The 26,423-nt window shown below is 38.9% G+C and carries 21 protein-coding genes; 6 read left to right on the forward strand and 15 right to left on the reverse strand.

What is annotated here, in order from left to right; all coding sequences use genetic code 11:
- Positions 1-43: 43 nt before the first annotated feature.
- Positions 44-445 (reverse strand): RrF2 family transcriptional regulator, encoded by a 402-nt coding sequence (locus tag PTI45_RS23415; RefSeq protein WP_069330003.1) that lies wholly within the window; start codon positions 443-445, stop codon positions 44-46.
- Between the two features lie 242 nt (positions 446-687).
- Complete coding sequence (gene thrC / locus PTI45_RS23420; RefSeq protein ID WP_069330004.1) at positions 688-2,088, reverse strand: threonine synthase; 1,401 nt, start codon at positions 2,086-2,088, stop codon at positions 688-690.
- A 229-nt stretch (positions 2,089-2,317) separates the two neighbouring features.
- Here thrC and PTI45_RS23425 point away from each other — a divergent pair, with 229 nt between their 5' ends.
- On the forward strand, positions 2,318-3,328 hold the full coding sequence (locus tag PTI45_RS23425; protein WP_069330005.1) for a BMP family lipoprotein: 1,011 nt from the start codon (positions 2,318-2,320) through the stop codon (positions 3,326-3,328).
- Between the two features lie 49 nt (positions 3,329-3,377).
- Positions 3,378-5,132 (forward strand): methyl-accepting chemotaxis protein, encoded by a 1,755-nt coding sequence (locus tag PTI45_RS23430; RefSeq protein ID WP_069330006.1) that lies wholly within the window; start codon positions 3,378-3,380, stop codon positions 5,130-5,132.
- A gap of 109 nt (positions 5,133-5,241) precedes the next feature.
- Here the strand turns inward: PTI45_RS23430 and PTI45_RS23435 are convergent, their stop codons facing one another.
- From PTI45_RS23435 to PTI45_RS23450, 4 genes are all read right to left on the reverse strand, one after another.
- Positions 5,242-6,099 (reverse strand): formate/nitrite transporter family protein, encoded by an 858-nt coding sequence (locus PTI45_RS23435; RefSeq protein WP_069330007.1) that lies wholly within the window; start codon positions 6,097-6,099, stop codon positions 5,242-5,244.
- A 359-nt stretch (positions 6,100-6,458) separates the two neighbouring features.
- The gene (gene moaA, locus PTI45_RS23440) at positions 6,459-7,478 is read right to left on the reverse strand and encodes a GTP 3',8-cyclase MoaA (RefSeq protein WP_137223415.1); all 1,020 of its coding nucleotides are present in this window, start codon (positions 7,476-7,478) and stop codon (positions 6,459-6,461) included.
- Between the two features lie 115 nt (positions 7,479-7,593).
- Positions 7,594-8,421, reverse strand: coding sequence for a formate dehydrogenase accessory sulfurtransferase FdhD (gene fdhD / locus PTI45_RS23445; protein ID WP_069330009.1), 828 nt, complete (start codon positions 8,419-8,421; stop codon positions 7,594-7,596).
- Positions 8,422-8,426: 5 nt separating this feature from the next.
- Positions 8,427-8,774: a Na-translocating system protein MpsC family protein gene (locus PTI45_RS23450; RefSeq protein ID WP_069330010.1), complete on the reverse strand. Its 348-nt coding sequence runs from the start codon at positions 8,772-8,774 to the stop codon at positions 8,427-8,429.
- Positions 8,775-9,276: 502 nt separating this feature from the next.
- On the opposite strand from PTI45_RS23450, the gene fdhF reads away from it, so the two are divergent.
- From fdhF to PTI45_RS23465, 3 genes are all read left to right on the forward strand, one after another.
- A complete protein-coding gene (fdhF, locus tag PTI45_RS23455) occupies positions 9,277-12,219 on the forward strand; it encodes a formate dehydrogenase subunit alpha (protein WP_069330011.1) in 2,943 nt (980 codons plus the stop codon).
- A gap of 407 nt (positions 12,220-12,626) precedes the next feature.
- Complete coding sequence (locus PTI45_RS23460; protein ID WP_069330012.1) at positions 12,627-13,121, forward strand: helical membrane plugin domain-containing protein; 495 nt, start codon at positions 12,627-12,629, stop codon at positions 13,119-13,121.
- Between the two features lie 176 nt (positions 13,122-13,297).
- Positions 13,298-14,017, forward strand: a complete 720-nt coding sequence (locus PTI45_RS23465) for a stalk domain-containing protein (protein WP_069330013.1) — start codon at positions 13,298-13,300, stop codon at positions 14,015-14,017.
- Positions 14,018-14,172: 155 nt separating this feature from the next.
- On the opposite strand, the gene lpdD is transcribed toward PTI45_RS23465, so the two are convergent.
- Together lpdD and PTI45_RS23475 are read right to left on the reverse strand one after the other, a co-directional pair.
- The gene (gene lpdD, locus PTI45_RS23470) at positions 14,173-14,517 is read right to left on the reverse strand and encodes a prenylated flavin chaperone LpdD (RefSeq protein ID WP_069330014.1); all 345 of its coding nucleotides are present in this window, start codon (positions 14,515-14,517) and stop codon (positions 14,173-14,175) included.
- 229 nt (positions 14,518-14,746) lie between these two features.
- Positions 14,747-15,214 (reverse strand): LysM peptidoglycan-binding domain-containing protein, encoded by a 468-nt coding sequence (locus PTI45_RS23475; RefSeq protein WP_069330015.1) that lies wholly within the window; start codon positions 15,212-15,214, stop codon positions 14,747-14,749.
- A 337-nt stretch (positions 15,215-15,551) separates the two neighbouring features.
- On the opposite strand from PTI45_RS23475, the gene fabV reads away from it, so the two are divergent.
- Positions 15,552-16,748, forward strand: a complete 1,197-nt coding sequence (gene fabV, locus PTI45_RS23480; protein ID WP_069330016.1) for an enoyl-ACP reductase FabV — start codon at positions 15,552-15,554, stop codon at positions 16,746-16,748.
- 97 nt (positions 16,749-16,845) lie between these two features.
- Here the strand turns inward: fabV and PTI45_RS23485 are convergent, their stop codons facing one another.
- The 7 genes from PTI45_RS23485 to PTI45_RS23515 form a co-directional block, all read right to left on the reverse strand.
- Positions 16,846-18,531, reverse strand: coding sequence for a methyl-accepting chemotaxis protein (locus PTI45_RS23485; protein ID WP_069330017.1), 1,686 nt, complete (start codon positions 18,529-18,531; stop codon positions 16,846-16,848).
- A gap of 190 nt (positions 18,532-18,721) precedes the next feature.
- Positions 18,722-20,491, reverse strand: coding sequence for a helix-turn-helix domain-containing protein (locus PTI45_RS23490; RefSeq protein ID WP_069330018.1), 1,770 nt, complete (start codon positions 20,489-20,491; stop codon positions 18,722-18,724).
- Positions 20,492-20,568: 77 nt separating this feature from the next.
- A complete protein-coding gene (locus tag PTI45_RS23495) occupies positions 20,569-21,837 on the reverse strand; it encodes an amidohydrolase (protein WP_069330019.1) in 1,269 nt (422 codons plus the stop codon).
- A gap of 4 nt (positions 21,838-21,841) precedes the next feature.
- The gene (locus PTI45_RS23500; protein ID WP_069330020.1) at positions 21,842-22,561 is read right to left on the reverse strand and encodes a DUF1028 domain-containing protein; all 720 of its coding nucleotides are present in this window, start codon (positions 22,559-22,561) and stop codon (positions 21,842-21,844) included.
- Between the two features lie 29 nt (positions 22,562-22,590).
- Positions 22,591-23,421: an ABC transporter permease gene (locus tag PTI45_RS23505; protein WP_069330021.1), complete on the reverse strand. Its 831-nt coding sequence runs from the start codon at positions 23,419-23,421 to the stop codon at positions 22,591-22,593.
- Positions 23,422-23,433: 12 nt separating this feature from the next.
- On the reverse strand, positions 23,434-24,375 hold the full coding sequence (locus PTI45_RS23510; RefSeq protein ID WP_069330022.1) for an ABC transporter permease: 942 nt from the start codon (positions 24,373-24,375) through the stop codon (positions 23,434-23,436).
- Between the two features lie 90 nt (positions 24,376-24,465).
- Positions 24,466-26,022 carry an ABC transporter substrate-binding protein gene (locus PTI45_RS23515; RefSeq protein WP_069330023.1) on the reverse strand — a complete coding sequence of 519 codons (1,557 nt, stop codon included), beginning with the start codon at positions 26,020-26,022 and terminating at the stop codon, positions 24,466-24,468.
- Between the last annotated feature and the right edge of the window lie 401 nt (positions 26,023-26,423).

The following is a 26,423-nucleotide window of genomic DNA, read 5'->3' on the forward strand; positions in this document are numbered from 1 at the left end:
GATATAATTACCTGCGACCTCCTGGATCAAAAAGGAGCTTATTTTATATCGTCATCTCCGAATGGATAGACACATCGATCAACTTTTTCTCTTTGAGATAGTGTTCCATCTGACCTTCTGCTTCGAACATCACTCGCTGAATAGCACATTGATCATTGTTATTCAAACAGCCTGTAAATAAAGAATTAACGCCCTCTATAGCATGAATCACTTCCAGAAATGAAATCTCTTCACGCTTCCGTCTTAAGCGATATCCTCCATTCGCTCCTGAAGCCGATTCAATAATGCCTGCTTTGACCAGCTTGGTCAAGATTTTGGATAAATAGGTTGGTGAGACGGAGAAGGTCTCTGCAATTTGTTGCACTCCGATAGGCTTATTCGATTCCTGTTGCACCAGATAGACCATTGTATGCAGTGCATAATTGGTAGCTTTTGAAAATTTCATATCGATCCCTACTTCCTAGCGTTTAGCTCTATCTGTACTCTTTATGATATTGGTCAAAAGCGATTGTATATAATCAAGATGTATGATGTCTTTAATTTTAACGAAGCAAAGAATGATCGTCAATAAAGCTCATTACGTGTACATACCAAAAAACATCCTTTTCTTTATATCTATTCTTCTGGCTGGTGACCTGAACAGAATATAAAGAATACAAGGATGTTTATTCGGTCATATCGTGAGAACTACGCTAATGTGTAAAAGGCTTCTAATTGACGTACAATTTCTGCTGTATCATGTTCAACCACTTCTTGATGTTGCGGTTGGGAGAATAATGCTTTGATTTCGTCAGGGAACTCTTGCTCAATTTCACATAGAATAATGGCTTCATCAAATTTGGCTGGATGAGCAGTAGCTAAAGTAATACAAATCTCATCGTCCCCTTGATATTTCTCATAAGCTGTAATCCCACATGCTGTATGAGGATCAAGTAAATAATCATGATTGCCTTTATATTTCAAAATCGTATCCAGACATTCTTGATTGGAAGCGCCATAAGCCGCAAAGTCACTTTGTACTTTGGCTAGATCTTCGCCTGTCATCATAATTTGTCCTTCGCTTTTGAGAACGTTCATATATTCGGAGACTTTAGTAGCATCTTCACCTACAAAATAATAAAGATAACGTTCAAAGTTACTGGCCACTTGAATATCCATCGAAGGACTATGTGTACTTCTGAAATCACCCGGTTTGTATTCACCTGTTTGTACAAAACGCTCTAAAATATTATTTTCATTGGTTGCAATAATCAGTTTGTTGATCGGCAATCCCATTTTTTGAGCCAAAAATCCTGAAAAGATATTACCGAAATTACCGGAAGGTACGCTGAAATTAATCTTTTTCAATTGGTGTTGTCCTTGATCGATATGCAAGTAAGCATAGAAGTAATACACCGTTTGTGCTAAAATCCGCAAAAAGTTGATCGAATTAATTGCACGTAGATGATATTCTTTTTTGAAATTGAGATCGCCAAACAACTCTTTAATAATCTTCTGACAATCATCAAAATTACCTTTAACCGATAAGTTGAGTACATTCTGATCATCTACAGTCGTCATTTGTAGCTCTTGGACACGACTTACTTTCTCATGTGGATGTAAGATACAGATTTTGATTCCTTCTTTACCACGCACCCCTTGAATAGCCGCAGCGCCAGTATCTCCAGATGTTGCTCCCAAAATATGAATAATCTCGTTTTGCTTTTTGGATACATAGGAATAGAATTCACCCATAAATTGTAAAGCTACATCTTTGAATGCAAATGTAGGTCCGTGAAACAATTCCATAATATAAAGAGATTCATCAATCTTAGTCACAGGTGTCACTTCAGGATGACGGAAATTAGCATAACTGCGAGTCGCTAAATCTTTCAAATCCTCTGCTGGAATCTCATCATTCGTATAGTAAGAAAATATAGTGAGGAATAAATCTACATAACTTAGACTTTTCCATTCATTTAACGTTTCAGGAGCAATCACCGGAATATGCTCGGGTACCATTAGACCGCCATCATCAGCAAGCCCCATTAATACAGTGTCAATAAATCCTTTTGGTTCTACTTGTCCTCTAGTACTGATATACTTCATGCTTCTCCTCCAGTAATAACGAATTCGTATTTTTATTGTCTATCATACCCTGTCACAGTGTCGCATCCAAGCATTAATTTCAAAAAAACTATTTTGTGCTTAAATAATTATTTTAAATTTAAAGTATTAGGTCGATGGCTATAAAATTTTATAAACGAACTTCTCTCATCAACCGATATAAGAAAGGAAGTTATTTATTTTGGGATTAGAGGGGAATAGGAGAAGTATGATGAGAAAAAAAACGTTTCTATCTGGATTGACTGCTTTAATCGCAATCATGTTATTACTAAGTGCTTGCTCTTCTCAGCAAACAAAAACAGAAGCTGCCACAGGGGCAAACAAAATCAAAGTAGGGATTGTATTATCGGATATTGGCTTAGGTGATCAATCTTATAGTGATGCTGCTTTTCGCGGATTAATAAAGGCACGAAATGAAGAAAGTATTACCTTTGATTATAAAGAAATTTCTCAGACCAAAACGTATGATGAAGCGTTTAACCAGTTAACAAAAGAAAACAGCGATATCATTATTGGACTTGGTTATATCATGAAAGAAAGTCTAGAAAAAGCGGCTAAAGCTAATCCTACCAAACAATTTATTATTGTAGATGAGACTTCAGAGCTACCTAACGTTGCTTCGATCACGTTCAAAGAAGAAGAAGGTAGTTTTTTGGCAGGCGCTGTAGCTGCTATGGCAAGTACATCTGATCGTATTGGATTTTTGGGTGGTGTAGAATCCCCATTATTGCATAAATTCCAATCTGGATTTGAACAAGGGGCTCGCTCTGTAAATTCTAATATTTCTTTTGTAACCAACTACACAGGTGACTTTGGTAATTCAGAACTAGGTGCCAAAACAGCGAAAGAAATGATTGAAAATGAAAATGTAGATGTGATTTATACTGTAGCAGGTTTGACGGGCGTAGGTGCTTTACAAGAAGCACAGACACAAGGTAAATATGCGATTGGTGTAGATAGCGATCAATTTTTCGTAGCTGAAAAAGCAGTGTTGACTTCGATGATCAAAAATGTCGATGTCGCTTTGTATAGTGCATTACAATCTTTTGCCAAAAACAATAAAACGTTTAAAGAAAAAGACATGGTGTTTGGTCTAACTGGCGATGGTGTAGGCTTAACCGATATTCATGTTATTCAATTAACCGAAGAACAACAAAAACAATTAGAAGATTTAAAGAAAAAATTGATTTCAGGCGAGATCAAAATTGATCTAAATTCTTAATCAATCTAATATAGCTCCTGAATTTAAAAGTAACTACGTGGAGGATCTTATGAAAATACAAGGTAAATTAGTATTAAATGCGATGATTTCGCTGATCGCTTCTTTAATTCTTGTCGCATACATTATTTTTCAACTACTTAATATCAACTCACAAAACAATAATCTCGTTCCAGCTATGCTAAATGTTAAACAGCTAGATGGCAATATGGTACAGACAGGACAAGCTTTAGCTAACTTCTCTTTTACCATGTCAGCTAGTAATAAATCGAGTGTAAATACTCAATTGACTCAGACGCAAGCAACGATTGATACCCTTTCGAATGGCATGTTACAGACGCCTGAAGAACAAGCACGTCTAGCTTTAATAGTGACTAAATTCAAAGACTTAAGTGACACATCACAACAAGCATTAACAAACGATGATAGCTCAGAAGCCAAGCGTCAAAGTATTCGTATCGAAGGCGTTCAGAACGATATTTATATTTTGAATGAACTTACTCAGACACGGTATGCCGAATATACTAAAGACTTAACACACAGTATTGATCTCACTTGGCAAATCGCTTTATTCGGTGCTATCTTCTTACTGATTGCTGTCGGCGTATTTAACACATGGACAGCGCGTAAATTTGCACGTCGTACTCAACAAATGAATATTGCCGCTCAACGAATTGCTGATGGCGATCTAACGATCAAGTTAGCAGAGACTAAAGGTAAAGACGAACTCGATGATCTTAATCGTTCATTCCATATTATGATTGATAACTTGCGTAGTATCGTAACTTCGATTGATCAAGCAGGCGTTCGTGTCGATAATATGGCACAAGATATTGATCGTAGCAATGATGTGATGCAAGAGATTGTGAATCAAGTCGCTACTTCGACAGAAGAATTAGCGATCGGTAGTCAGAAGATTGCGGAAGACTTGAGCACAACAGTTATGGTTGTTGATGATATGCAACAGAAATTTTCATCCAATCTAGAGACGACCACAGAATCTGCGGCGTATAGTGAAGAAGCGATTCAAGCGATTGAACAAGGTAGTCTTGTGATGAAGCAACAATTGCAACTGGTAGCTAACAATCGTTCTGCGATGGCTGAAGTCGAGAAAACCGTCTCTGAACTTGAAAAAAATGCAGAACAAATCACAGATATGACCAAGTTAGTATCTGAAATTGCATCTCAAACGAATTTACTTTCTCTGAATGCTTCCATCGAAGCGGCTCGCGCGGGCGAAGCAGGTAAAGGATTTGCTGTCGTTGCAGATGAAGTGAAAAAGCTAGCTTCTCAATCTGTGACCGCGGTACAACAAATTTTTGCAGCAGTTGAAGGCATTACTGTAGCGATGAATAAAGTAAAATCTTCTGTTGCTCAAAGTATTGATCTGTTTCAGGAACAAGAGCAAGCGACAAGTTCTACAGATGCTTCCTTTGCGGCAATTAGCAGTAAAGTCGGACAGATTGCTGAACATGTAAGTAAGCTCGCAACAGATATGAAAGTTTCTCAAGATATGAGTAGCCAGGTTCATCAAGCGATCGAAAATATCAGTGCAATCACTGAACAATCAGCGGCTGGTAGTGAAGAAATTACAGCTTCTACAGTAGAACAACAACGTTCATTCTTAGAATCTAGCGAAAAAGTGAAAATGCTTCGTCAGATTCGCGAAGAAATGCAACACGAACTGAACCGCTTCCAGATCGATATGAATGAAGTAGCTGATTCAGCAGACACTAATAATGTTGAATCGATCGTCAGACCATCTACTGCTACTTCAACACCACATGATGAGAAAACTTCGGCTTAATAGCGACATGATGGATTTGTATATTTAGCTTTATTTCTATAAAAAAGAAGCATTGCCGTATCGATTCGGTCATGCTTCTTTTTTATAGATAGATATGTGTATATGGCTGTTAGTGTTTGACTTTGACCACTGAGCTACTCAATCCTTGCTCATGATAATGGTTAGAATCACTTACTGCTTCTGTCGTCATAGCAAGCTCTGTCGTATAGCGATAAGCTCCAAAATAAGCAAGAGCAACAAAGATAGCCCCTCCAACTAAATTTCCTAAAAAGACAGGCACAAAATTCTCTACATATTGCGTCCATGTAATATCAGACCCTGCGAAAATAGCCGCTGGAATCACAAACATATTAGCGATCACGTGCTGAAATCCAATTGCAACAAATGCCATAATCGGGAACCAGATTCCTATAAATTTACCGACTGAATCTTTACTGCCATAAGCTAACCAGACTGCCAGACAGACTAACCAGTTACAACCAATCGCAGATACAAAAGCTTCACCAAAACCTTCGCTCACTTTGGCATGTGCAATTGCGAGTGTTTTAGCTAAAAAATCACCTTCTGTAAGTCCAACCACATGTCCAAAAAAGTAAGCAACTGCAATCGCACCTATAAAATTAGATAGCAATACCAATACCCAATTGCTGATTACTTGAGATAGTGTAATTTTTTTGGCAAACCACGACATAGCCATCACCATCATATTGCCTGTTAATAACTCTGCTCCTGCAAGAATCGTCAACATCAGACCTACTGGAAAAACAGCGGCTCCAAAAAAGCCTGCGATTGAGCCTAATTCTTTGGGTGCTGTACCAATCACACGAATATCAGCTAAAAATCCTAATGAGATAAAAGCTCCTCCTAGAAAGCCCAAAATCAATACCGTCCAGAATGGTAATCTTGATTTTTTTAGACCATTTTCAGCGGTGATATTCATAATTTCTTGCGGGGTGTAAAAAGACATTGTAAACCCTCCATGTTCATCATCGTTGTAACAGATCGTCGTTATCATAAACTATAAAAAAAACGCCAAAAAACCACCATTAACAATGCTCCAATAGACCTCTTAGATCTAGCTCAAAAAGAGGATAGAGAATAATTAATGCTGGTTAATGCCCTTACAGACGCCTATAAGGATACCAATCAACTTGATCGTTAGATTTAAAGCAAAAACATTCTATGAGTCTGCTTCAAATAATAATCGCTAACTGCTCATTAAGATTAATCTGGTGCTTAAAGTTTGTCAATACTGTGACAAATAAAATTTTGGAATACCCAATTCTGTTGTATTTACAAATAAAAAAAATAGAAGGGTTGCCCCTTCTATCCTCCAATATGCGACATTTCTACTTTGTGACCATTGGGATCATTTTTGTCAGAAGCTAATCCTCGCTCTAACGAATACTGGTCTTTGCGATTGGTCCATACGGCTTGTATATAATCTGCAATCTGCTCATCGCTACGGTCTGAACGCAACCAATCTCTAAGATCATGACCTTTAGTGGCGAATAAACAAGTATATAATTTCCCTTCGGCAGACAATCTTGCTCGTGTACATGATGAACAAAAAGCTTCGGTTACCGAGGAAATAAACCCAATCTCTCCGATACCATCTGCAAATTGATAACGTGTTGCTACTTCACCATCATAATTCGGTGCAACCGGTTGAAGTGGAAAGTGTTCGCCGATCCGATCCAGTAATTCTTGCTTACTGACTACATGCTCACGATTCCAGCCATTACTATTTCCTACATCCATATATTCAACCATACGTAAAATATGACCTCTTTGGCGGAAATAATCGACCATCGGTACAACTGCATCTTCGTTGAATCCTTTTTGTACGACCATATTTACTTTGACCTGTAATCCTGCTTCAGCTGCCGCATCAATCCCATCAAGTACAGGTTGAACACGACTGCGTCCTCCATTCATCTGCAAAAACATATCGTCTTCCAGACTATCCAGACTCACGGTAACACGATGAAGTCCAGCTTGACGCAAGCTTACAGCCATACGAGATAACAGACTACCATTGGTCGTTAACGATATATCTTCTGCATCCAAAGTGGATAGACGCTCTATAATATTAGGCAAGTCTTTACGCAGTAAAGGTTCTCCGCCGGTAATTCGTAATTTTTTGGCTCCTAGAGATACAAATATTTTGGCAATTCGACCGATCTCTTCCTCTGTCAGTACGCTTTCTTTAGGTAAAAAGGCATAATCCTTACCAAAAATTTCTTCTGGCATACAATATCGACAACGGAAGTTACAGCGATCTGTGACAGAGATGCGCAAGTCTCTTAATATACGATTATGTTGATCTTTTGAAGTCATAGACACCTCTCCATTCCTCGCTAGTACCGTCTTACATCGACTTCGAAACGTGTTCATCTTACCTTGTTGCAAGATAGTTTAGAATCTTATCTTCTTCTGGTATTTATTTTTTGGTTTCATACTAGAGTATCATAGAATCTGGTGATATGTCCTGACATTCCAGAATTCTTTGTGAATGTGTATATACATTGCATGAATCTTCACGAATAAATCCAACAGTTGTAACGCCTAGATGATCGGCTAGCTCAAGAGCTAACCCTGTAGGCGCAGATTTGGATAAGATCACTTCACAACCAATTTTGGATACTTTCGTCAAAATTTCGGAAGAAATTCTACCGCTAAATACGATAATTTTACCTTCTAAACTAAGATTCTGTTTGAGGCACCAACCGTAAATTTTATCCAATGCATTATGGCGACCAATATCGCTTCGTGCCACAATAATTCCACTCGGATCGCATAAAGCGGCTGTATGCACACCACCTGTATGACGAAATAATTCCCCGCTTTGTTGGACTTCTTCCATTAGCCGAAAACAATCTTCAAAAGACAAAGTAACGTTAACTGTATCTATAACTTTAGCTGTACGTGCATCATTAAAAAAAACAAATCCCTGACGGCTGGTACCGCAACAAGAAGTAATATAACGCTTGGTAAATAACTGACGATGCTGTGGCTTCCAGCGATCTGTACGCACATGGACAAAACCTTCTTCAGGCTGTACCCATAGTTCTTGAATATCGCTATACTGCTTGATCACGCCTTCTGAAGCCAAAAATCCTACTGTCATATCTTCAATATACTCAGGTGTGCAGACTAATGTTACAAATTCTTCGCCGTTTACTTTTACAGTAATCGGTTGTTCGCTAACGACCTGATCGGTGATCGTGGTGACTTGTCCGCGCCGGTAACGCACAATCGTACGCTCTTGTTGCAATTCTAGATCCATCTGCCTCATCCTTGCTCAATATTTTTTTCGAAAACAAATACAGAGATGGCAAAATCATCTTCCACCTTAATATCGGTAAACAAATGCTGTAATTTAGAACCGCATAATTCTTCCATACCATCAGGTACATGCTGATCATACAGTCCTTGAACCATCTGTGTTCGCGCACGGTGTACCATTTCTTTGCCTTCAGAAGTTAAAGCAATAAATTTTTCGGTAGGTGTAAAATTGCCCCACATTTTAGTAATTGCCATATTATCTACAAAGGTCGTATGAATCCGTTCCGGTCCTTTGCCAAATGTATCTTTACGCACTTTACGTACGATTTCATTGAAAGTAGTTTCCTTTTTCATCGATAATCCTCCTTGCTGTAATGTTTTGATCATACACCTCATTTTGTAGATTTCAAATACAGATAGCTAGCATGGTGTGTTAAATGTGTCTTGAAATTTCACAAAAGAAGAGTATAATTTAGAGTATTCACATTTTTGTCATAATATAATCGGATTGGTCAGTTAGTATGTCATTGCTAAACGATTACTCCACTTTAAAAGTGCTACCTGCAAAGGGGTAGTGATTTTAAGGTGGAGTTTTTTTATGCTCTTTTTATTTTATCCTTAATCTGCATCTATTAGTTAATAATACATATTAAGGATAATAAAGTATAAATATGATACTACACAAATCCGAAAATCTTTATATTATGCTCTATTTGATGTGCCACATTTTGCAAAACCTGAGAAGGAAGATATTTTGTTTCACAAAAATCATTTTTGATTTCACTAGAAGAAGTCGCATTTATAGTGCCAAATGCGTACATCTAGAAATACAACTGTTAAATAAAGGGGTATCTGCATGAGCGAACAACAACCAATCAAAATTACGATCAATGGCGAAACCTATGAAGCCGGGCAAGGATTAAGCGTACTGAATGTTATTAATCTAGCTCAAATTCAGCATCCACAAATCTGTTATGTTCCTGAAGTCGATCCGATTCAGACTTGTGATACCTGTATTGTTGAAATTGACGGTCAATTAGCACGTGCTTGTTCAACAACGATCACAGAAGGTATGAATGTGCAGACCAATTCTATTTCTGCCAAAGCGGCTCAAACAGAAGGTATGGATCGTTTACTGGAAAATCATATGTTGTATTGTACCGTTTGTGATAACAATAATGGTAATTGCAAACTCCATAATACAGTTGAAGAAATGGGTATCGAACATCAGAAATATCCTTTCCAACCGAAAGTCCCTGCAACCGAAGTGGATATGTCTCATCCGTTCTACCGCTATGATCCCAATCAGTGTATCGCTTGTGGGCAATGTGTAGAGGTATGTCAGAACTTGCAAGTCAATGAGACGTTATCAATCAATTGGGAAGCCGAACGTCCATACGTGATGTGGGATGAAGGCGTTTCTATTAACGAATCTTCCTGTGTCAGTTGCGGACAATGTGTCACCATCTGTCCATGTAATGCTTTGATGGAGAAATCGATGCTAGGCGAAGCTGGATTTATGTCCGGTATTGGCGAAGAAATGCTTAATCCGATGATTGATCTAATCAAAGATGTAGAACCAGGATACAGCGGTATTTTTGCTATTTCAGAAATCGAAGCAGCTATGCGTGATACACGGACTCGCAAAACCAAAACAGTCTGTACATTCTGCGGAGTCGGTTGTTCATTTGAAGTATGGACGAAAGGTCGTGAGATTCTTAAAGTTCAGCCTTCTCACGATGCACCGGTGAATGCTATCTCTACCTGTGTAAAAGGTAAATTTGGTTGGGACTTTGTCAACAGTGACCAACGCTTAACGACTCCACTGATTCGTCGTAATGGTGAATTTGTAGAAGCGAGCTGGGATGAAGCATTAACGCTTGTTGCTGAAAAAATGACAGCGATTCGCAAAGAACATGGTAGTGATAAATTAGGCTTTATCTCCTCTTCCAAAATCACTAATGAAGAAAACTATGTGATCCAAAAATTAGCTCGACAAGTATTTGAAACCAACAATGTCGATAACTGTTCTCGTTATTGCCAATCTCCTGCTTCAGATGGTCTGATGTCTACAGTAGGGATTGGTGGCGATGCAGGTACAATCAAAGATATCGCCGCTGCTGGTCTTGTGATTCTGATCGGTTGTTCTCCAGCTGAAGGTCATCCTGTTCTAGCGACTCGTATCAAGCGTGCACACAAATTACATGGTCAACAATTGGTTGTAGCTGATCTACGTAAACATGAAATGGCTGAACGGGCAGACTTATTTATTCGTCCGCAACAAGGAACAGACTTTGTCTGGATTACAGCGATTATGAACTATATGGTAGAGCAAGGCTGGCATGCTGCTGACTTTATCCACCAACATGTGAATCAATTTGATGAATACCTCAAAGCTTCTGAGCCTTATACGCTTGCTTATGCAGAAGAAATTACTGGAATCGCACAAGCTGAATTAATTCGAATTGCTGAAATGATTCGGGATGCGGATGGAACTGTAATCTGTTGGGGTATGGGAGTTACACAAAATATCGCTGGATCTCATACGTCTGCGGCTATTTCCAATCTGTTATTAGCAACAGGTAACTATATGCGTCCAGGTGCAGGGGCTTATCCACTTCGTGGTCATAACAATGTACAAGGTGCTTGTGATATGGGTACTTTACCACCTTGGTTACCAGGATATCAGCACGTTTCTAATGATGAAGCACGTGCTAAATTTGAAAAAGCTTATAGGGTCTCGATCTCTCCAGCGCCGGGTAAAGATAATATCGCAATGGTCGATGATATCGCTCGTGGAGAACTTAAAGCGATGTATCTTGTCGGTGAAGATATGGCATGGGTTGATTCCAATGTGAATCATGTTCATGAAATGTTAGCTCAACTTGAATTTTTTGTTGTTCAAGATGTCTTTTTATCCAAAACCGCTCAGTTTGCAGATGTAGTCTTACCTGCGGCTCCATCTCTTGAAAAAGACGGTACTTTCTCCAATACGGAGCGTCGTGTGCAACGTTTGTATCAAGTCCTTGAACCTTTAGGCGATTCTAAGCCTGACTGGTGGATAACAACTCAACTTGCTAAACACTTGGGATTTGATTGGGGGTACACTCATCCTTCTCAAATTTTTGATGAAATGGCAAGCTTAACGCCTTTCTTCTCCGGTTGTAATTATGAGGTGTTAGAAGGTTGGGGAAGCTTCTTATGGGGTTCGAGTACGGGTGAAAGCACACCTCTACTTTATACAGATGGGTTCCATTTCCCGGATAAAAAAGCTCGTTTCTCTCTAGTGCAATATGTACCTGCTGTAGAGTTCCCTGCTGAGTTCGATCTTGTGTTGAACAATGGACGACTACTTGAACATTTCCATGAAGGTAATATGACGAACAAGTCTAAAGGGATCAATCGCAAATTACCTGAAGTGTTTGTCGAAGTGTCTCCTGAACTAGCCACAGAACGTGGTGTTGAAGACGGTACACTGGTTCGTCTTGAATCTCCGTATGGTGCTATTAAATTAAGAGCTGTTGTCACCGACCGTGTACGTGGCAAAGAAATTTATGTACCTATGCACTCTACCAGTCATGAGACAGCCGTTAATCTTTTAACTGGTTCAGCGGTTGATGTACGTACGCATACACCGGCTTACAAACAGACCAAAGTACGGATGATGATTTTGAATGTCAAAGGTGTTAATCCATTACCTTCATTCAATCCTCGTAACAAAAAACGCCATCCGCAAAATGGTGTTGAAGTACAACGCAAATGGAATCGTGATGATTACGTCTCTTTAGTTGATATGTAGGTGGGCAGAGTCGCTGGCGCTTCGTGAGTGAATTGTTCTTGTCGTCGCTGGTGTAACGGAATCCCTTGATTTACCGCTTGGCGGTAGGGATTTCGTTACAAAGGCGAGCGCTTCGCTCTTTCAGAACAATTTCACTCCCTTCGCTGGTGCAACTTGGGGATTGTGGAGCAGTGGTAAAGAATAAAACCTTTTTAAAGAATTTAATTCTTTAGAGAGTTGAATACATTATTTTATTTTTATGATTTGTTTTATATGGATTTATTTCCTACTTTTATGTGTTTTTCATTTTTACTTGTTAGGTTTGATTTCCTTTTTATATGATGTTTTTTGAGTATTGATGATGAATTTATATGTTTGTAAGTTGGTATATCTTACTAGATGGATATGGGCGAAAGGAGAATGTATGTATGGCGACTCCGATTACTACGATTCGTAAGCGGGTGCTTACTGATGAAGAGCAACAGCAACAGACGATTGATGAATTGAAAAAGGAATTAGCAGAATCTAATGCGGCGTTAGCACGGTCAATGTCGATATTACGGGAGTTAAATGATAGTGGGATTTTGGAAGCCGCGGAATCGATGCTCAAAGCGAAAGCGCATATTGCAGAGATTGCTTTGGGACAAGTTTCTCGTAAAGAAATCACTAATCTGATCAATAATGGTATGGCGGCAGCGGGTGCCTTAACTGCGGTTGATCCTGCACAAACGACTCAATTAATGAATAGTGTGACCAAAGGATTAGAAGAAGCAGGTAAAGAAGATAACACCAAACTAAGTGTATTCTCATTAATGAAAGCTTTGAAAGATCCTGATATCAATCGAGCGCTTCGATTTGGAATGCGATTTATGAAAGGGCTAGGTCAAGGATTGAAAGAAAAAGATCCTACAGATCATTCTTAATATACAGCATTATATAAGCAGACAGTACAGAGGTATTTTACTTTGGACTGTCTTTTTTGATCTACATTATACATATTAAAAAAGACATATCAACGCATACCAAACACTTGACAATCAGTTGTTAATCGTTTATTTATAATAGTGTTTATTACTTTATTACTCAGGAGGGATATTTAATGAACAAAAAAGTTGGTTTGGGTATTTTGGCGGCTACGTTAACATTTGGAATAGGGACAGGTGCTCTCGCAGCTACAGGATTAGAACCGATTAAAGCTTATTTGAACAGTACCATTTCTCTGAAAATGAATGGCACTACAGTTACGGCTAAAGATGCAAATGGTCAAGCGGTACTCCCTATTACGTACAACGGAACAACCTACTTACCTGTACGTGCAGTTGGAAATCTAATGGGAACTTCAATCACTTACGACAAATCTTCTTCTTCTGTTATCATTGGCGATTCAGGTAACACAGGATCTTCTACAACCCCTATCGAAAATAAATCTCAATCACTCAGCACGCTAGGAACCAAAGTATTAGGTACCTCTGACTGGCACACCAAAGATCCAAGCAATACTGTTTATAAAGACAAAGATTACAAAGATATTTTTCTATACACTGGTGTAAATAATCAAAGTAAAAGCTTTCAGATCATGACTGATAATAAATATTCTACATTGCATCTAGAACTAGCTTCACTTAGTGGTAATCAAAAAATAGTTATTATGAATCAAGACAATACCACACTCAAAACGATATCTGTTAATCCTGATAATGGTATGGTTAGCGCTGATGTAGATGTTTCTAATACCAAAGCTATTTTTGTTGAAATCACTGATGCTGATAATGACTCTAAATTATTCGTACCTTTAACTACTTCTTCATTAACTAAATAAGCAAGAAATGATTTGATTTATAAATAAACGAGATGATTATGTTAACGATTGACATTCTATTCGTTGATGTATCATCTCGTTCTTTTTGTATATGTATTCTTCATTTAAATTAGTTATATGGCTAATTCTAATGTTTACTCTCACTATATCTATTACTACTTCTGCAACTTCAATATCAATTCATTCCCCATCTCTACCACCATTTCGATAAGTTGATTAATTTCTTCACGATTGATCTGATCAATATGAATTCCTCCGCAGATCGCAAAATTCCCACGCCAATGTTTCCGTAAGTTCATAGCAATTTCCTCTGTAATATAAAATTCTTGATGTTGCTGAAATTGAGTCGTTTGCAACGGTTGATCTTTGGTGCCTGTCGTTATTGTGCCCAAATGAGGGCGATCTCCTCCACTGATCAGTATAACTACATCATCTGTACCCATCAGATAAGCATCCATCTGAATCTCTATTCTTCCTCTACTTTTACATATATGAATCATAATATTCCCTCCGCTTTCTTTATTATTAAAAGCGAATAGGTCTCGTAGCACAATGAATAATCTAACAGTTAACGATCATCTTACCTTTTTGAAAACAACAAAAAAAGCCAACGCTCGGGGGAACGTCAGCTTTTTATATATAAACTACGCCATAAGCATTTGGCAGATACTTATGGGTAGATAATATTTTGGCCGATCAGATGGCAGTTGATCGATAATGTCTAAATTCTTATTTTTGAGGAATAGTCAATTGGTATCCAGCAGGTAGAAGGTTGTTGGCAGCAACCAATTCGTCTACAGTTACACCATATTGAGCAGCGATTTCAGTAAGGCTAGCACCTTGTGGAAGAATTACAGTGATTTTGTTGTTTGCTACTGGTTCAGTTGTTTTTGTAGGCTCAGTTGTTGTGTTGTCTGTTGGTGTAGTAGGCTCAGTTGTTGTGTTGTCTGTTGGTGTAGTAGGTTCAGTTGTTTCGTTAGCAGTTCCGAACATAGAGTTAATTTGTGCACTTACAGAATCTACATAAGCTTGGTTGTTAGCACGTTGTTCTGCTTTGTCTTTGTTTTTCTCGTGGTTGCTTTGATCGTTAGAAGCTGCAGATACTTGGTTAGCTCCGATTGGTGCTACAACTGCTACTGCTCCAAGACCTAGTGCTAAAGTAGTTGACAATAAAACTTTTTGAAATTTGGTATTCATGGTTAATTTCTCCTTTGTGATGTTAGCTGTTTTTTGGTAACTAATTTTCTCTTAGTAACCTTATGAATTAATAATAACATTAATTAAAGAATATTGCAATACTATTTAAAAATATTTTATTATATTTTGTGCAATTATTCTTTGATGTTATTTATTAACCAACCTATCTAAATTTTAAACAGCTATTTAGCATTATTTTATGTCCATTTTGGGACGATAATTGAACTTTGTAATTTACTGATTCTATATGCCTCAACTAGCCTTATCGTGTACACTTTCGCAAAAAATGCTACAATACGAAAGATGATGTAAAAAGTGAAAGCGAGGAATCCTTCCTATGATTATTAAACCTAGAACACGTGGCTTTATCTGCACGACAGCTCACCCTGTCGGTTGTGCACGTCAAGTTCAAGAACAAATTGAATATGTACAATCTCAACCTAAAATCAGTGGCCCACGCAATGTACTTGTTATCGGTGCTTCTACGGGTTATGGACTAGCTTCTCGTATCGTAGCGGCATTCGGTGCAGGTGCTAATACAATCGGTGTTTATCGTGATGGAGGTTCAGTTAAAGGGCGTACCGCTTCTGCGGGCTGGTATAATTCGGCGGCTTTTGAACAAGAAGCACAAAAAGCAGGATTGAAATCTTGCAGTGTGATTGGTGATGCTTTTACTAATGAGATCAAAGCTCAGACGATTGAAGCGATTCGTAAAGAATTGGGTCAAGTCGACACTGTGATCTATAGCGTAGCAGCTCCACGTCGTACCGATCCAGAAACAGGTGAAACATTCAGCTCTGTGCTCAAACCTATCGGCGCTGAATATACCAACAAAACAGTTAACTTCCACAATGGTGAAGTCACTCCAATTACGATCGAACCGGCTTCTGAACAAGAAGTACAAGATACGGTAAAAGTAATGGGCGGCGAAGATTGGAAATTATGGATGGATCAATTGAATGCAGCAGGTGTCTTGACTGAAGATGTAACAACAGTTGCTTATTCTTATATTGGTTCAGATATTACGCAAGCGATCTATCGTCAAGGTTCGATCGGACAAGCAAAAGATCATTTGGAACGTACAGCACAAGAAATGAACGATCAATTAAGTGCTACAGGCGGACGTGCTTTTGTATCTGTAAGTAAAGGATTAGTAACTCAATCCAGCTCAGCGATCCCTGTTGTTCCTTTATATATCTCAGCATTGTATAAAGTTATGAAAGAAAAAGGGATTCACGAAGGCTGTATCGAGCAAATGTACCGTCTTTTTGCAGACCGTTTGTATACAGATGGCCCTGCTCCTGTGGATGAGAAAAACCGTATTCGTATCGATGACTGGGAGTTGCGCGAAGATGTGCAAGCTGAAGTTGCTGAAATTTGGGACAACTTAACGTCTGAAAATATTTATGAATTGACTGATCTAGAAGGCTATCGTCGTGAATTCTTCCAACTGTTCGGCTTTGAGACAGATCATGTGGATTATGAAGCAGATCTAGAACCTGACGTGAAAGTGCCTAATATCTTCTCAACATGAAATAATTCTCAATATACCTTTACCAACAAAAAAAGCACATCCTACATCATGTAGGAATGTGCTTTTTTCTTTAGGCTATAGATCTTTGCGATATAGATTAGATTTTGAAACGAGTGACTAATGCTTGTAAATCTTCTGCAAGTGACGTTAAAGCTACAGCAGAATGTAGAACTTCTTCGCTCGAAGCTAATTGCTCTTCTGTTGCCGCAGCGATTTCCTGCGTGCTGTCTGATATTTCTTGTGTTCCTTTAGTCATCGTCTGCATTGTATCCGCAGAATCTGCAAAAGAATCATTAACTTGTGAAGCATTATTCGCGATATTTTCCGTTTTGGATGAAATTTCTTCCACTGCATTCAAAATATCATGGAATTGCTGTACTGTTTCTCTGGTCATCTGATTACCTGTTGCAACATCTGTTTGAACCGTTTGAATAGCTGACATTGTCGATTGTGTTTCTAACTGAATATGACTAACCAATTCTTTGATCTGTCTACCTGCATTTGCTGATTGTTCAGCCAGCTTTCTAACCTCTTCTGCTACCACTGCGAATCCACGTCCATGTTCTCCCGAACGAGCAGCTTCTATAGAAGCATTTAATGCTAGAAGATTGGTTTGAGACGAAATTTCATTGATTAATGTAGTTACTGTATCAATCTTAGTCGCATGTCCTGCCAGTACACCTACACTTTGATCTGCGCGAGATACTGAACTTTGAATCGATATCATTTGCTCGCCTACACGTTCAATCGAATCTGCTCCTTTTTCAGATTGTTGCTTCATTAATTGAGAGAAATCTGCCATTTGAGCAGTGTTCGAAGAAATCTCAGATAATTTATGGAATGAATCTTGCAAAGAAGCCGATTGATATCTCAATTGTTTGGCTTGTCCACCTGTCTGATCAGCGATCACTTGCATAGATTCAGCGACTTGCTGAGAAGTAGCCTTGGATTGCTCTGCACTTGCTGAAAATTCTTCTGCTGAAGCTGCAACCATATCAGACGATACACCGATCTGACTGACGATAGAATGTAATGTAGATACAAATAAGTTAAAGTTCGATGCTAATGTTCCAAATTCGTCTTTTTGTTTCAATATAATTTTCTGAGTCAAATCAGCTTCGCCTTGAGCGATTTCTAACATTTGGCGATTTAGCAGACGTAAAGGTTTGAGGATAGCACGTAGTAAAAGAATACCTAAAAGAATACCCACTACTGAAGAAATGATTACTGCTGCTAAAATAATCGTTTTGCTGAGATGCGCTTGTTTTTCATTTTGTGCTTGTAATTGTGCTACTTCTTGATTAAGGTTCGTAATCACTTCACTGACTGCTGGTGTTAAAGCTGTTTTGCGTAGTGTTCGTTCTTCCCCAAAATGATATTGACTAGCAGCTGTTGGATTTTCACCTTGCAATTTGACTACATTTCCATTTAACTCGGTAACTTTGGCAAATGTCGTACTAATCTCTTGTAAAGAAGATTGATAAGGTGCACCGGCTGTTGATTGTTGCAACAATTGTAAAATGCTATTAATTTCGGTGATTTTTTTCTGCATTTCGGGTACGTATTCTTGATCACCTGTAAGTAAATAACCACGTTCATCATTAGAAAGCCCTGCTAATCTAAAATCGATCTGTTTCATATTTTTTTGCATTTCCATTTTGGATTGTAATAATGCACTTTGTTCAATCGTATTAGAAATGGTAACAAAAGATAATATTCCGCTTCCTAAAATAGTAAAAATTAATAAACTAATAGTTACAATTAATCTGGTTCTGACTGTCATGATGTGTCTGCCTCCGCTATATTGTTATATAATCCTCTTAGTTACTAAGACCTATTATCATTATCGAATTTTGTCATATTATGTATTAGCTTTTTTTGAAATTTTTACACTGCGTTAACAAATCAAAAAAAACTTTATCTCTTTTAGGATAAAGTTTCGTGTTTATTTCGTATTTTCTCCTGTATTTTGGTTAATCTTCATATAAATACAAATAAATCTGACATGCCATGCGGACATTGAACCATTCATCTCCATGATCAAAAGAGTAACCTAATAATTCTTGAATCCGTCCGAGTCGATAATATAAAGTATTGTGGTGAATACGTAATGATTGAGTTGTATTTTTGAGATTGCGGTCATATTTAACAAAGGAGACTAAAGTGATCATTAGATTGGCTTTTTTTTGCTGATCATACTGAATAATTGGTTCTAATACATCATTCAAATATTCTTCTAATTCTTCATACGATTGTTGCATAAAAAAGCGAATCACTCCTAGATCACCAAAATAGATCAAGCGCTGTTGATTGCCTTCTTTGAGCAATAACTGCATACATTGTTCAGCATCTTTGTAGGATCGGCTTACTTTATCTAATCCCTGATACAATCTACCGATACCTGATAATAATTGACGATCTCGGCGCAGCTCACGTAATAACAATTGAAATTGACTTTGACGTTCTTCTTTGTCCAGATTCCCCGCAATATTCACAATAATAATCGTATGATGATGCCGTTCAACCAATAAATAATGGATATGTAGCTGACTCATAATAGATTCAAATGAATGTCGTGCACTCCCTTGTAGCGGTTGCATCAACATCACTGCATAATGATCTTCCTGTTCAAATCCGAGTACACGCGCTTGCTCTTGTAAAGACATATTCATCTCACCGGATAAAATACTTTCGAAAAAAGCATCTTTGGCACGCATTTGTGATTGTTGAACAGCTTCTTTTTTCACCCAATCTAAGGCAAGCACCGTGGCACTGTATTCAAAAATCATTTTGTTCGTACTCATAAATTCTTGATTTCCTGTCCATGCACACAAATAACCAAGCAATCGATCGGTACCTACAATCGGAGTTACAATAATAGATTGAGCAGCATCTTCTTCGAGTACAATTCGTTGCCACTTTTTACTGCGTTGCACCCACTGCATCGCAGGATGTTGTAGAAATTGATCGGGTAAATGAGGTTTGACTTCAGCAGGTAAATAACCCATAGGTGTGAGTAGCAGATCGAATACAGCAATCGGCATTTTGACATTACGATATAGAGCAGACAGAATTTCAGGGGTTCCGTACCCTTTTGCTGCCAAGTTATTAATCTGATTATGAAAGTCCATTGTCACTTGTAATCGCTCATGCTCTTGACGTAGCGCATCATGAGTCAAAAACAGCTCATGATTCTGCTCTTGAACCTGTCGAAATAAACGACGATGCTCAATCGCCATCGTTGCTAGATCACAATAGATTTGTAGAGATTCCAGATCATGTTCAGTCAATGCTTGCGCATCGGTAAAATTATCAAGCGTCACTACTCCTATACAACGGCCATCAGATAATAAAGGCACTGCAATACAGCAACAAGGTATTTCCCCTTGAGTCGATGATTCTACATAGTATTTGTAATTAAAAGCACTCATATTATCCATAGCACTTTGTAGATCCAGAGGATTGTTGATCCGAATAGGCATACGTTCTGCAAAAACCTTGCCTGATATCCCTTCACCTGAAGATAATCGAGTCATCGTCATCACTGCTGGAAGATAGCCTACTGTAGCTTGAATAATCAACTTATTGATTAATGGATCATGTAAAAATAAAAACCCTGCTTCTGCGGCTGGGATACTATCCATCGCTGTCTGCAAAATCAGTTGAAGCATTTGTTCTTCATGAACCGGAGACATAATCGTCTTCATGAAGCGCATAAGAGAATGAATCGGGGGATGCTCCATCGGTTACGCCTCCTTGAAGTTCATTGTGTGCTATGCTATACGCTTTGTACTATAAGTGATGTGTACTTTTTGTCTATTTATAGTTGCGGTTCAGACTGCGCAAATGTTATTTGTCCGCCTGCCATCGTCAGAGCCACTTCACCTGAATCGGTAAGCGGATGCGTATTCCAGATCACGATGTCTGCATCTTTGCCTACTTTTAGTGAGCCTGTAGAATCGGCTAGATGCAAATGACGAGCCGCTTGAATCGTTAACGCTTCCCATGCGGCATCTAGTGGCAATCCTGCTTGAATAGCCATTTTGGCTGACGTTGGCAAATATTGAATAGGTAATACAGGATGATCGGTTGTGATTGATATCGGCACCCCTGCTTGATACAGAGCAGGATACGTTTCCCAAGAAAGGTTACGCAGTTCCACTTTACTACGTGAAGATAAGGTAGGACCTACACTGCAATATCGACCTGATGACGCTAATTCTTTGGCAATCTTAATCCCATCGGTTGTATGCTCAATGGTAATATCCAAGTCAAATTCATGTCCTAATCGTAGTGCTGTCGCGATATCATCGGCACGATGTGCATGAAAACGAACAGGAATTTTCTTTTCTAAAGCCAGACCCAAAGCTTCCATACGCAAGTTGCGTGGAGGTGATGGTCTTGATTGTTCTACCTCTATAGATTGTTGCTGTGCTACATAATGTTGAGCCTGTACTAATTGTTCACGAATGATACCAGCTATCCCCATACGAGTCAATGGCGCTCTACCACTAGCTACTCCATGATATTTTTTAGGATTTTCGCCCAATGCCATTTTGAGACCTGACGGATGCAGTACAACCATCTGCTCTACGGTTGATCCAGGAAGAACTTTGAGACAACACATTAAGCCTCCAATCACATTAGCACTACCCGGTAAAACTTGAACCGTAGTCACACCTGTTCTAGCAGCATCTACAAATCCTTCATCATAAGGATTAATTCCATCTAACGCACGCAAATGAGGAGTTACCGCTTCAGATGTCTCATTGTAATCAGCACCTTCCCACCCGATACCTTCTTCATCTATACCGATATGGGTATGAGGATCGATCAAACCGGGAGAGACTAGGCGATTCTGTGCATCAATAATTCGAGTATTGGATATATTGCTTAGTTGTGACTTATACGTTTCCCATTCGGTAGTATCGCCTAAGCCTACAATTTTACCATCTACGATATGAATCCAGCCTTGCTCTATCGTTACCCCTTCCATCGTTAACAGGTTTGCATTGGTAATCAGGATAGAAGATGTGTTTAGCAGAGATGTTGTCGTTAAAGAAGGATCATTTTCTGGAAAATAACTCATCGACTCAACCTTTCTTTTCGAGTGGAATACCTTTCATCACGGTGTCCACCCAGTCGTAGTATTGTTCAATTAATACAGATCGATTACTATAATAAATTCGTTCTAATTCAAGAATAGGTTCGGGATGATCATCGACACGGAAATCAACATAAGGAAAACCGGGTGTAGCGGCGACTTTGAGTACTGATGCTTGTTTGCCACGACGATCTCCACCTGCATCTGAACCTGCTTTGAGAGCAGCAAGTAGACGTTCTACTAGTTCCAGATCTGCACTTCGTTCAAAAGCTCGCTCCATAGCAGGCAATACGTCTTCATTCGCAAGCAAATTGCCTGATAGACAAAATTGATCGCCAATCACATGCCCTTTAACATCATCATTTTCACTACCTGTAAAAGCAGCACAATGACCAAAACGATCGATTACAGCCACCTGCCGCAAATCTCGACCGGGATCTTCCATCAGCAGATCATCTAATACTTTATTAGCAGTAAGTCCTTGTCGTAACAATTCTATACCACGAGGTCCGAGTGCTGGATTCATCCATCCTTGGGTAGCCACCACCCCATATTCAGGATCAACACAAGGAGAGAATGCGCCAACACCGGGAAATTTAGAAGCCGCAGCTGCACCAAAACGTTTGGTCTGAGGACAACGAGCAATAATAGCAAAGGTATTGCATTTAAAGTCAGCTAAAGGTCGATCTGTTGGATAAAAAATAGGCATCAAACAGCACTCCTTTCTTCTAAGATGATTTAATGTTTATTGGATTTGGGATCAAGCGCATCACGTAGACCATCTCCCAGAATATTAAAACTTAATACAGCAATGGTAATCGCTAGACCCGGGAATACAGCGATCCACCATGCCGATTCCATCCAGTCTTTGCCTTCGTTAAGCATTGTTCCCCATGATGGAGTATCCGGCTCTGCGCCCAGCCCTAAAAAGCTAAGCGCTGCTTCTGCTAAAATAGCGAAAGCAAAAGATAAAGTAATCTGTACAATAAGTGGAGCCATAATATTAGGCAATACATGTTTGAGCATAATTCGAATATGCCCTACACCGATCGAACGAGCGGCTTCGATATAAAGCGAACTTTTGATCGACAATACAGCACTTCGAGCAATACGTGCAAATATCGGTGTGTATACAATACCGATTGCGATCATTAAGTTCGTTGTACTTGCACCTAGAATCGCCATAATTGATAAGGCTAACAAAATATCAGGAATCGAAAATAGAACATCGGTGATACGTGAAATGATCGCATCGACCCATTTGCCAAAATAACCTGCAAGGATTCCCATCGTCGCTCCAATAAGCAATGCAACCCCGACAGCAATAACACCTACTCGCAATGATATCCTTGCTCCATAAATAATGCGAGAAAGAATATCCCGTCCTAACTGATCTGTACCTAACCAGTGATGAATACTGGGCTTGCCTAACATTTCGGTTCCCAGTGCATAAGGATCAAATGGAGCTATCCAGCCTGCACCTAATGCGATCAGTACAAAACAACTAATAAATAGGAGACCCGTCATGGCGAGTTTGTTTTTGCTAAAACGATACCAAATCTCTTTCATTCAGAGCTCCTCCTAATAACGAATTTTGGGATTTAAGATCGAATACAGAATATCAACGATCAGATTAATGACTACAAAACAAAAACCTACAAACAGTATTGTTCCTTGCATTAAAGCGTAATCTCGATTGGTAATGGCTTGTAATGCTAAGCGTCCAATTCCGGGTAACGAAAAGATTTGCTCAATCACAACAGATCCACCGATCAAATAACCAATCTGGATACCGAGCACTGTAATAATCGGAATCATTGCATTTTTGAGTGCATGTCTTGTTAACAATCGTAACGGCGACATCCCTTTGGCACGAGCCATTTTCATATAATCTTCGCTTAATACTTCAAGCATCGTGGAACGTGTCATCCGCATGACTACCGCAGATACGGCTGCACCAAGCGCAATACCCGGCATCCACATATGATGTAAGTTTTGTAGTGGATTTTCCCAGAAAGAGATATATCCGCTGGAAGGAGCCCAGCCTAACTTCAAAGCAAATAATAAGATAAAGATCGTTCCTAACCAGAATCCCGGAATCGAAATTCCCAATAGCCCTACAAACGTTGCCATATAATCCGGTAGTCGATTATGGCGATAAGCTGCCCATATACCGAGTGGAATCCCTACGAGACTGGCAATCAATACACTAATCAATGTCAATTCTAGAGTGACGGGCAAGCGTTCGATAATTGATTGCATCACCGAATCTCCACTAAATGAAGAACGTCCTAGATCGCCCCGCAGTACATTTCCAATCCAGATCAAATATTGAATATAGAGAGGCTTATCCAGCCCGTAATAAGCTTTCAATTGTATAGCTTGTTCTTCGCTATAACGTGTTCCCAATAATGCCGTAACGGTATCTCCAGGTACTAAACGAATCATAAAAAAAGTAACAATAGAAATGCCGAACAATACAGGAATAGACACTAGAATCCGCCGGACAATATAGCTCAACATCTTATCCCTCCTTTAACCAAACAGGAACTGATACGAGCAAGCCCGTCAGTTCCTATGTTCATGTCTAGCAGCTATATTCTACAGTTCAATCTACTCTACTTTGGTTTGTTTTAAGAAAATAGAAGTAACTGTCGGTTCCACGATAAAGCCTGTAACATTATTACGATAAGCGGCTGCACGTTCATTCATATACAGGAATACCATCGGAGCTTCATCAGCTACAGTGGTCTCAATTTGTTTGTAAATGTCTTTACGTGCTGCTTCATCCGCAGTCGTGCGACCTTTTTCGAGTAAAGCATCTACTTCTGGATTAGAGTAGCCTTGTTGGTTATAAGCTTCACCTGTATGGAATAGGTTATAGGTATATTCATCTGGATCTACAAATCCTTGCCAACCAACGACCGCCATCTGGAAGTCACCTTTACCTAGTGCATCGAAAAAGACGCTAGATTCTTGAGATTCCACTTTGACGGTAATACCTACTTCAGCTAATTGTTGCTTAATCACTTGAGCAGCTTGCACCTGATAATCATATTCAGAGCCGACTTTGAGTGTAAGCGAAATAGCCGGGCTTCCTGCTGCTTGTAACAATTGCTTGGCTTTTTCTACATTACGCTCAGCATATGGATGAATATCAGGGTATGCCCAGTGATTCGGAGGAATATTTCCGCCGTCCAATACCGTTGCTTTACCTAACTTCACCAATTGATTGATCTGATTGCGATCTACTGCATTGGCAATCGCTTGACGAACACGAACATCACGTAGTGCAGGGTCTTTGACATTCAGCCCGATATATTCCCAAAAGGTACCGGGTTCTGACTTCAATGTAATCCCTTCAACATTTTCTAATACTTTATTTTCTTTTTCTGTCGTTTCTAGAATCAGATCAATCTCATTATTACGAAGAGCTGTTGTACGAGCGGTTGCATCTGCAATCGGCTTGAAATCCACTTCGTCCAAATAAGGTAACCCTTTTTCATAATAATCAGGATTCTTTTTCAACGTTAGCTGTTGATCTTTATCCCATTTGACCAATTCAAAAGGACCTGTGCCTGCATCTACGTTATCTAGGCTGTTGTTATTGGCTTTGACAATATCGCTATCTACAATGCCATTCATCGGGTTCGCTAGATAGGTAAGGAAAGGAGCCATCGGTTGTTTTAAATGAAATACAACTGTAGATGGATCAGGTGTATCTATACTTTTGACTGCGGTAAATTGATTCGCACGTACTCCTTTATCAATAATTCGTTCAATAGAATATTTCACATCGGCTGAAGTCAGTTCTTTACCAGAACTGTGGAACTTCACCCCTTGATGCAGCTTAAAGGTATAGGTGAGTAGATCATCCGAAACAGTATACGATTCAGCAAGTCCCGGTTCAATTTCACCGTATTTACCATTGTATTGCATCAATGTACTGTACATATTTTCGATATAATGCATAGAACCTGCATCTGTAGCGGTATGAGGATCAAGCGTTTTGCCATCCGATTGTACGGCGACTCTTATCACATTGGATGCTGTAGATTGACCTGTACTTGTTGAAGAGGTTGATGTGCTTGCCGTATTTGGAGCTGAACTAGAGCACGATGTCAACATAATTAACATTCCAACCAAAATTCCACCTGTTATCTTTCTCAATATACTCACCTCATCTATAATTTCTTGTATTTGATGTTTTTCATGTTAACAATGTTTACTTTTTAAACATACGTTAAATCTACTGAAATCCAACAGTACTATTTGGGATAATTACCAAATAAACTATTGACCATTGCCCAAATAAATGGATTATCATGCTAAAATATATGTATTCTTATCCAATAGGATCTACTTATTCATAGTTAAATAGAAAGAAATCGCTATTTTTTAGATTTAATTGTATATAATCTCTTATTAAAGTGTACTTTCAATATTTTGTAACTTTTGATTGTGCTTTTAACAGAACATTTACGTTATATTTGAATTATTAAAATTGGAATAAAGGAGAATATACTTTATGATCAAAAATGCTCTAAGTATGTTACGAGTGATTGGTAACG

This window comes from Paenibacillus nuruki, assembly GCF_001721045.1.
Lineage (GTDB): Bacteria > Bacillota > Bacilli > Paenibacillales > Paenibacillaceae > Saccharibacillus > Saccharibacillus nuruki.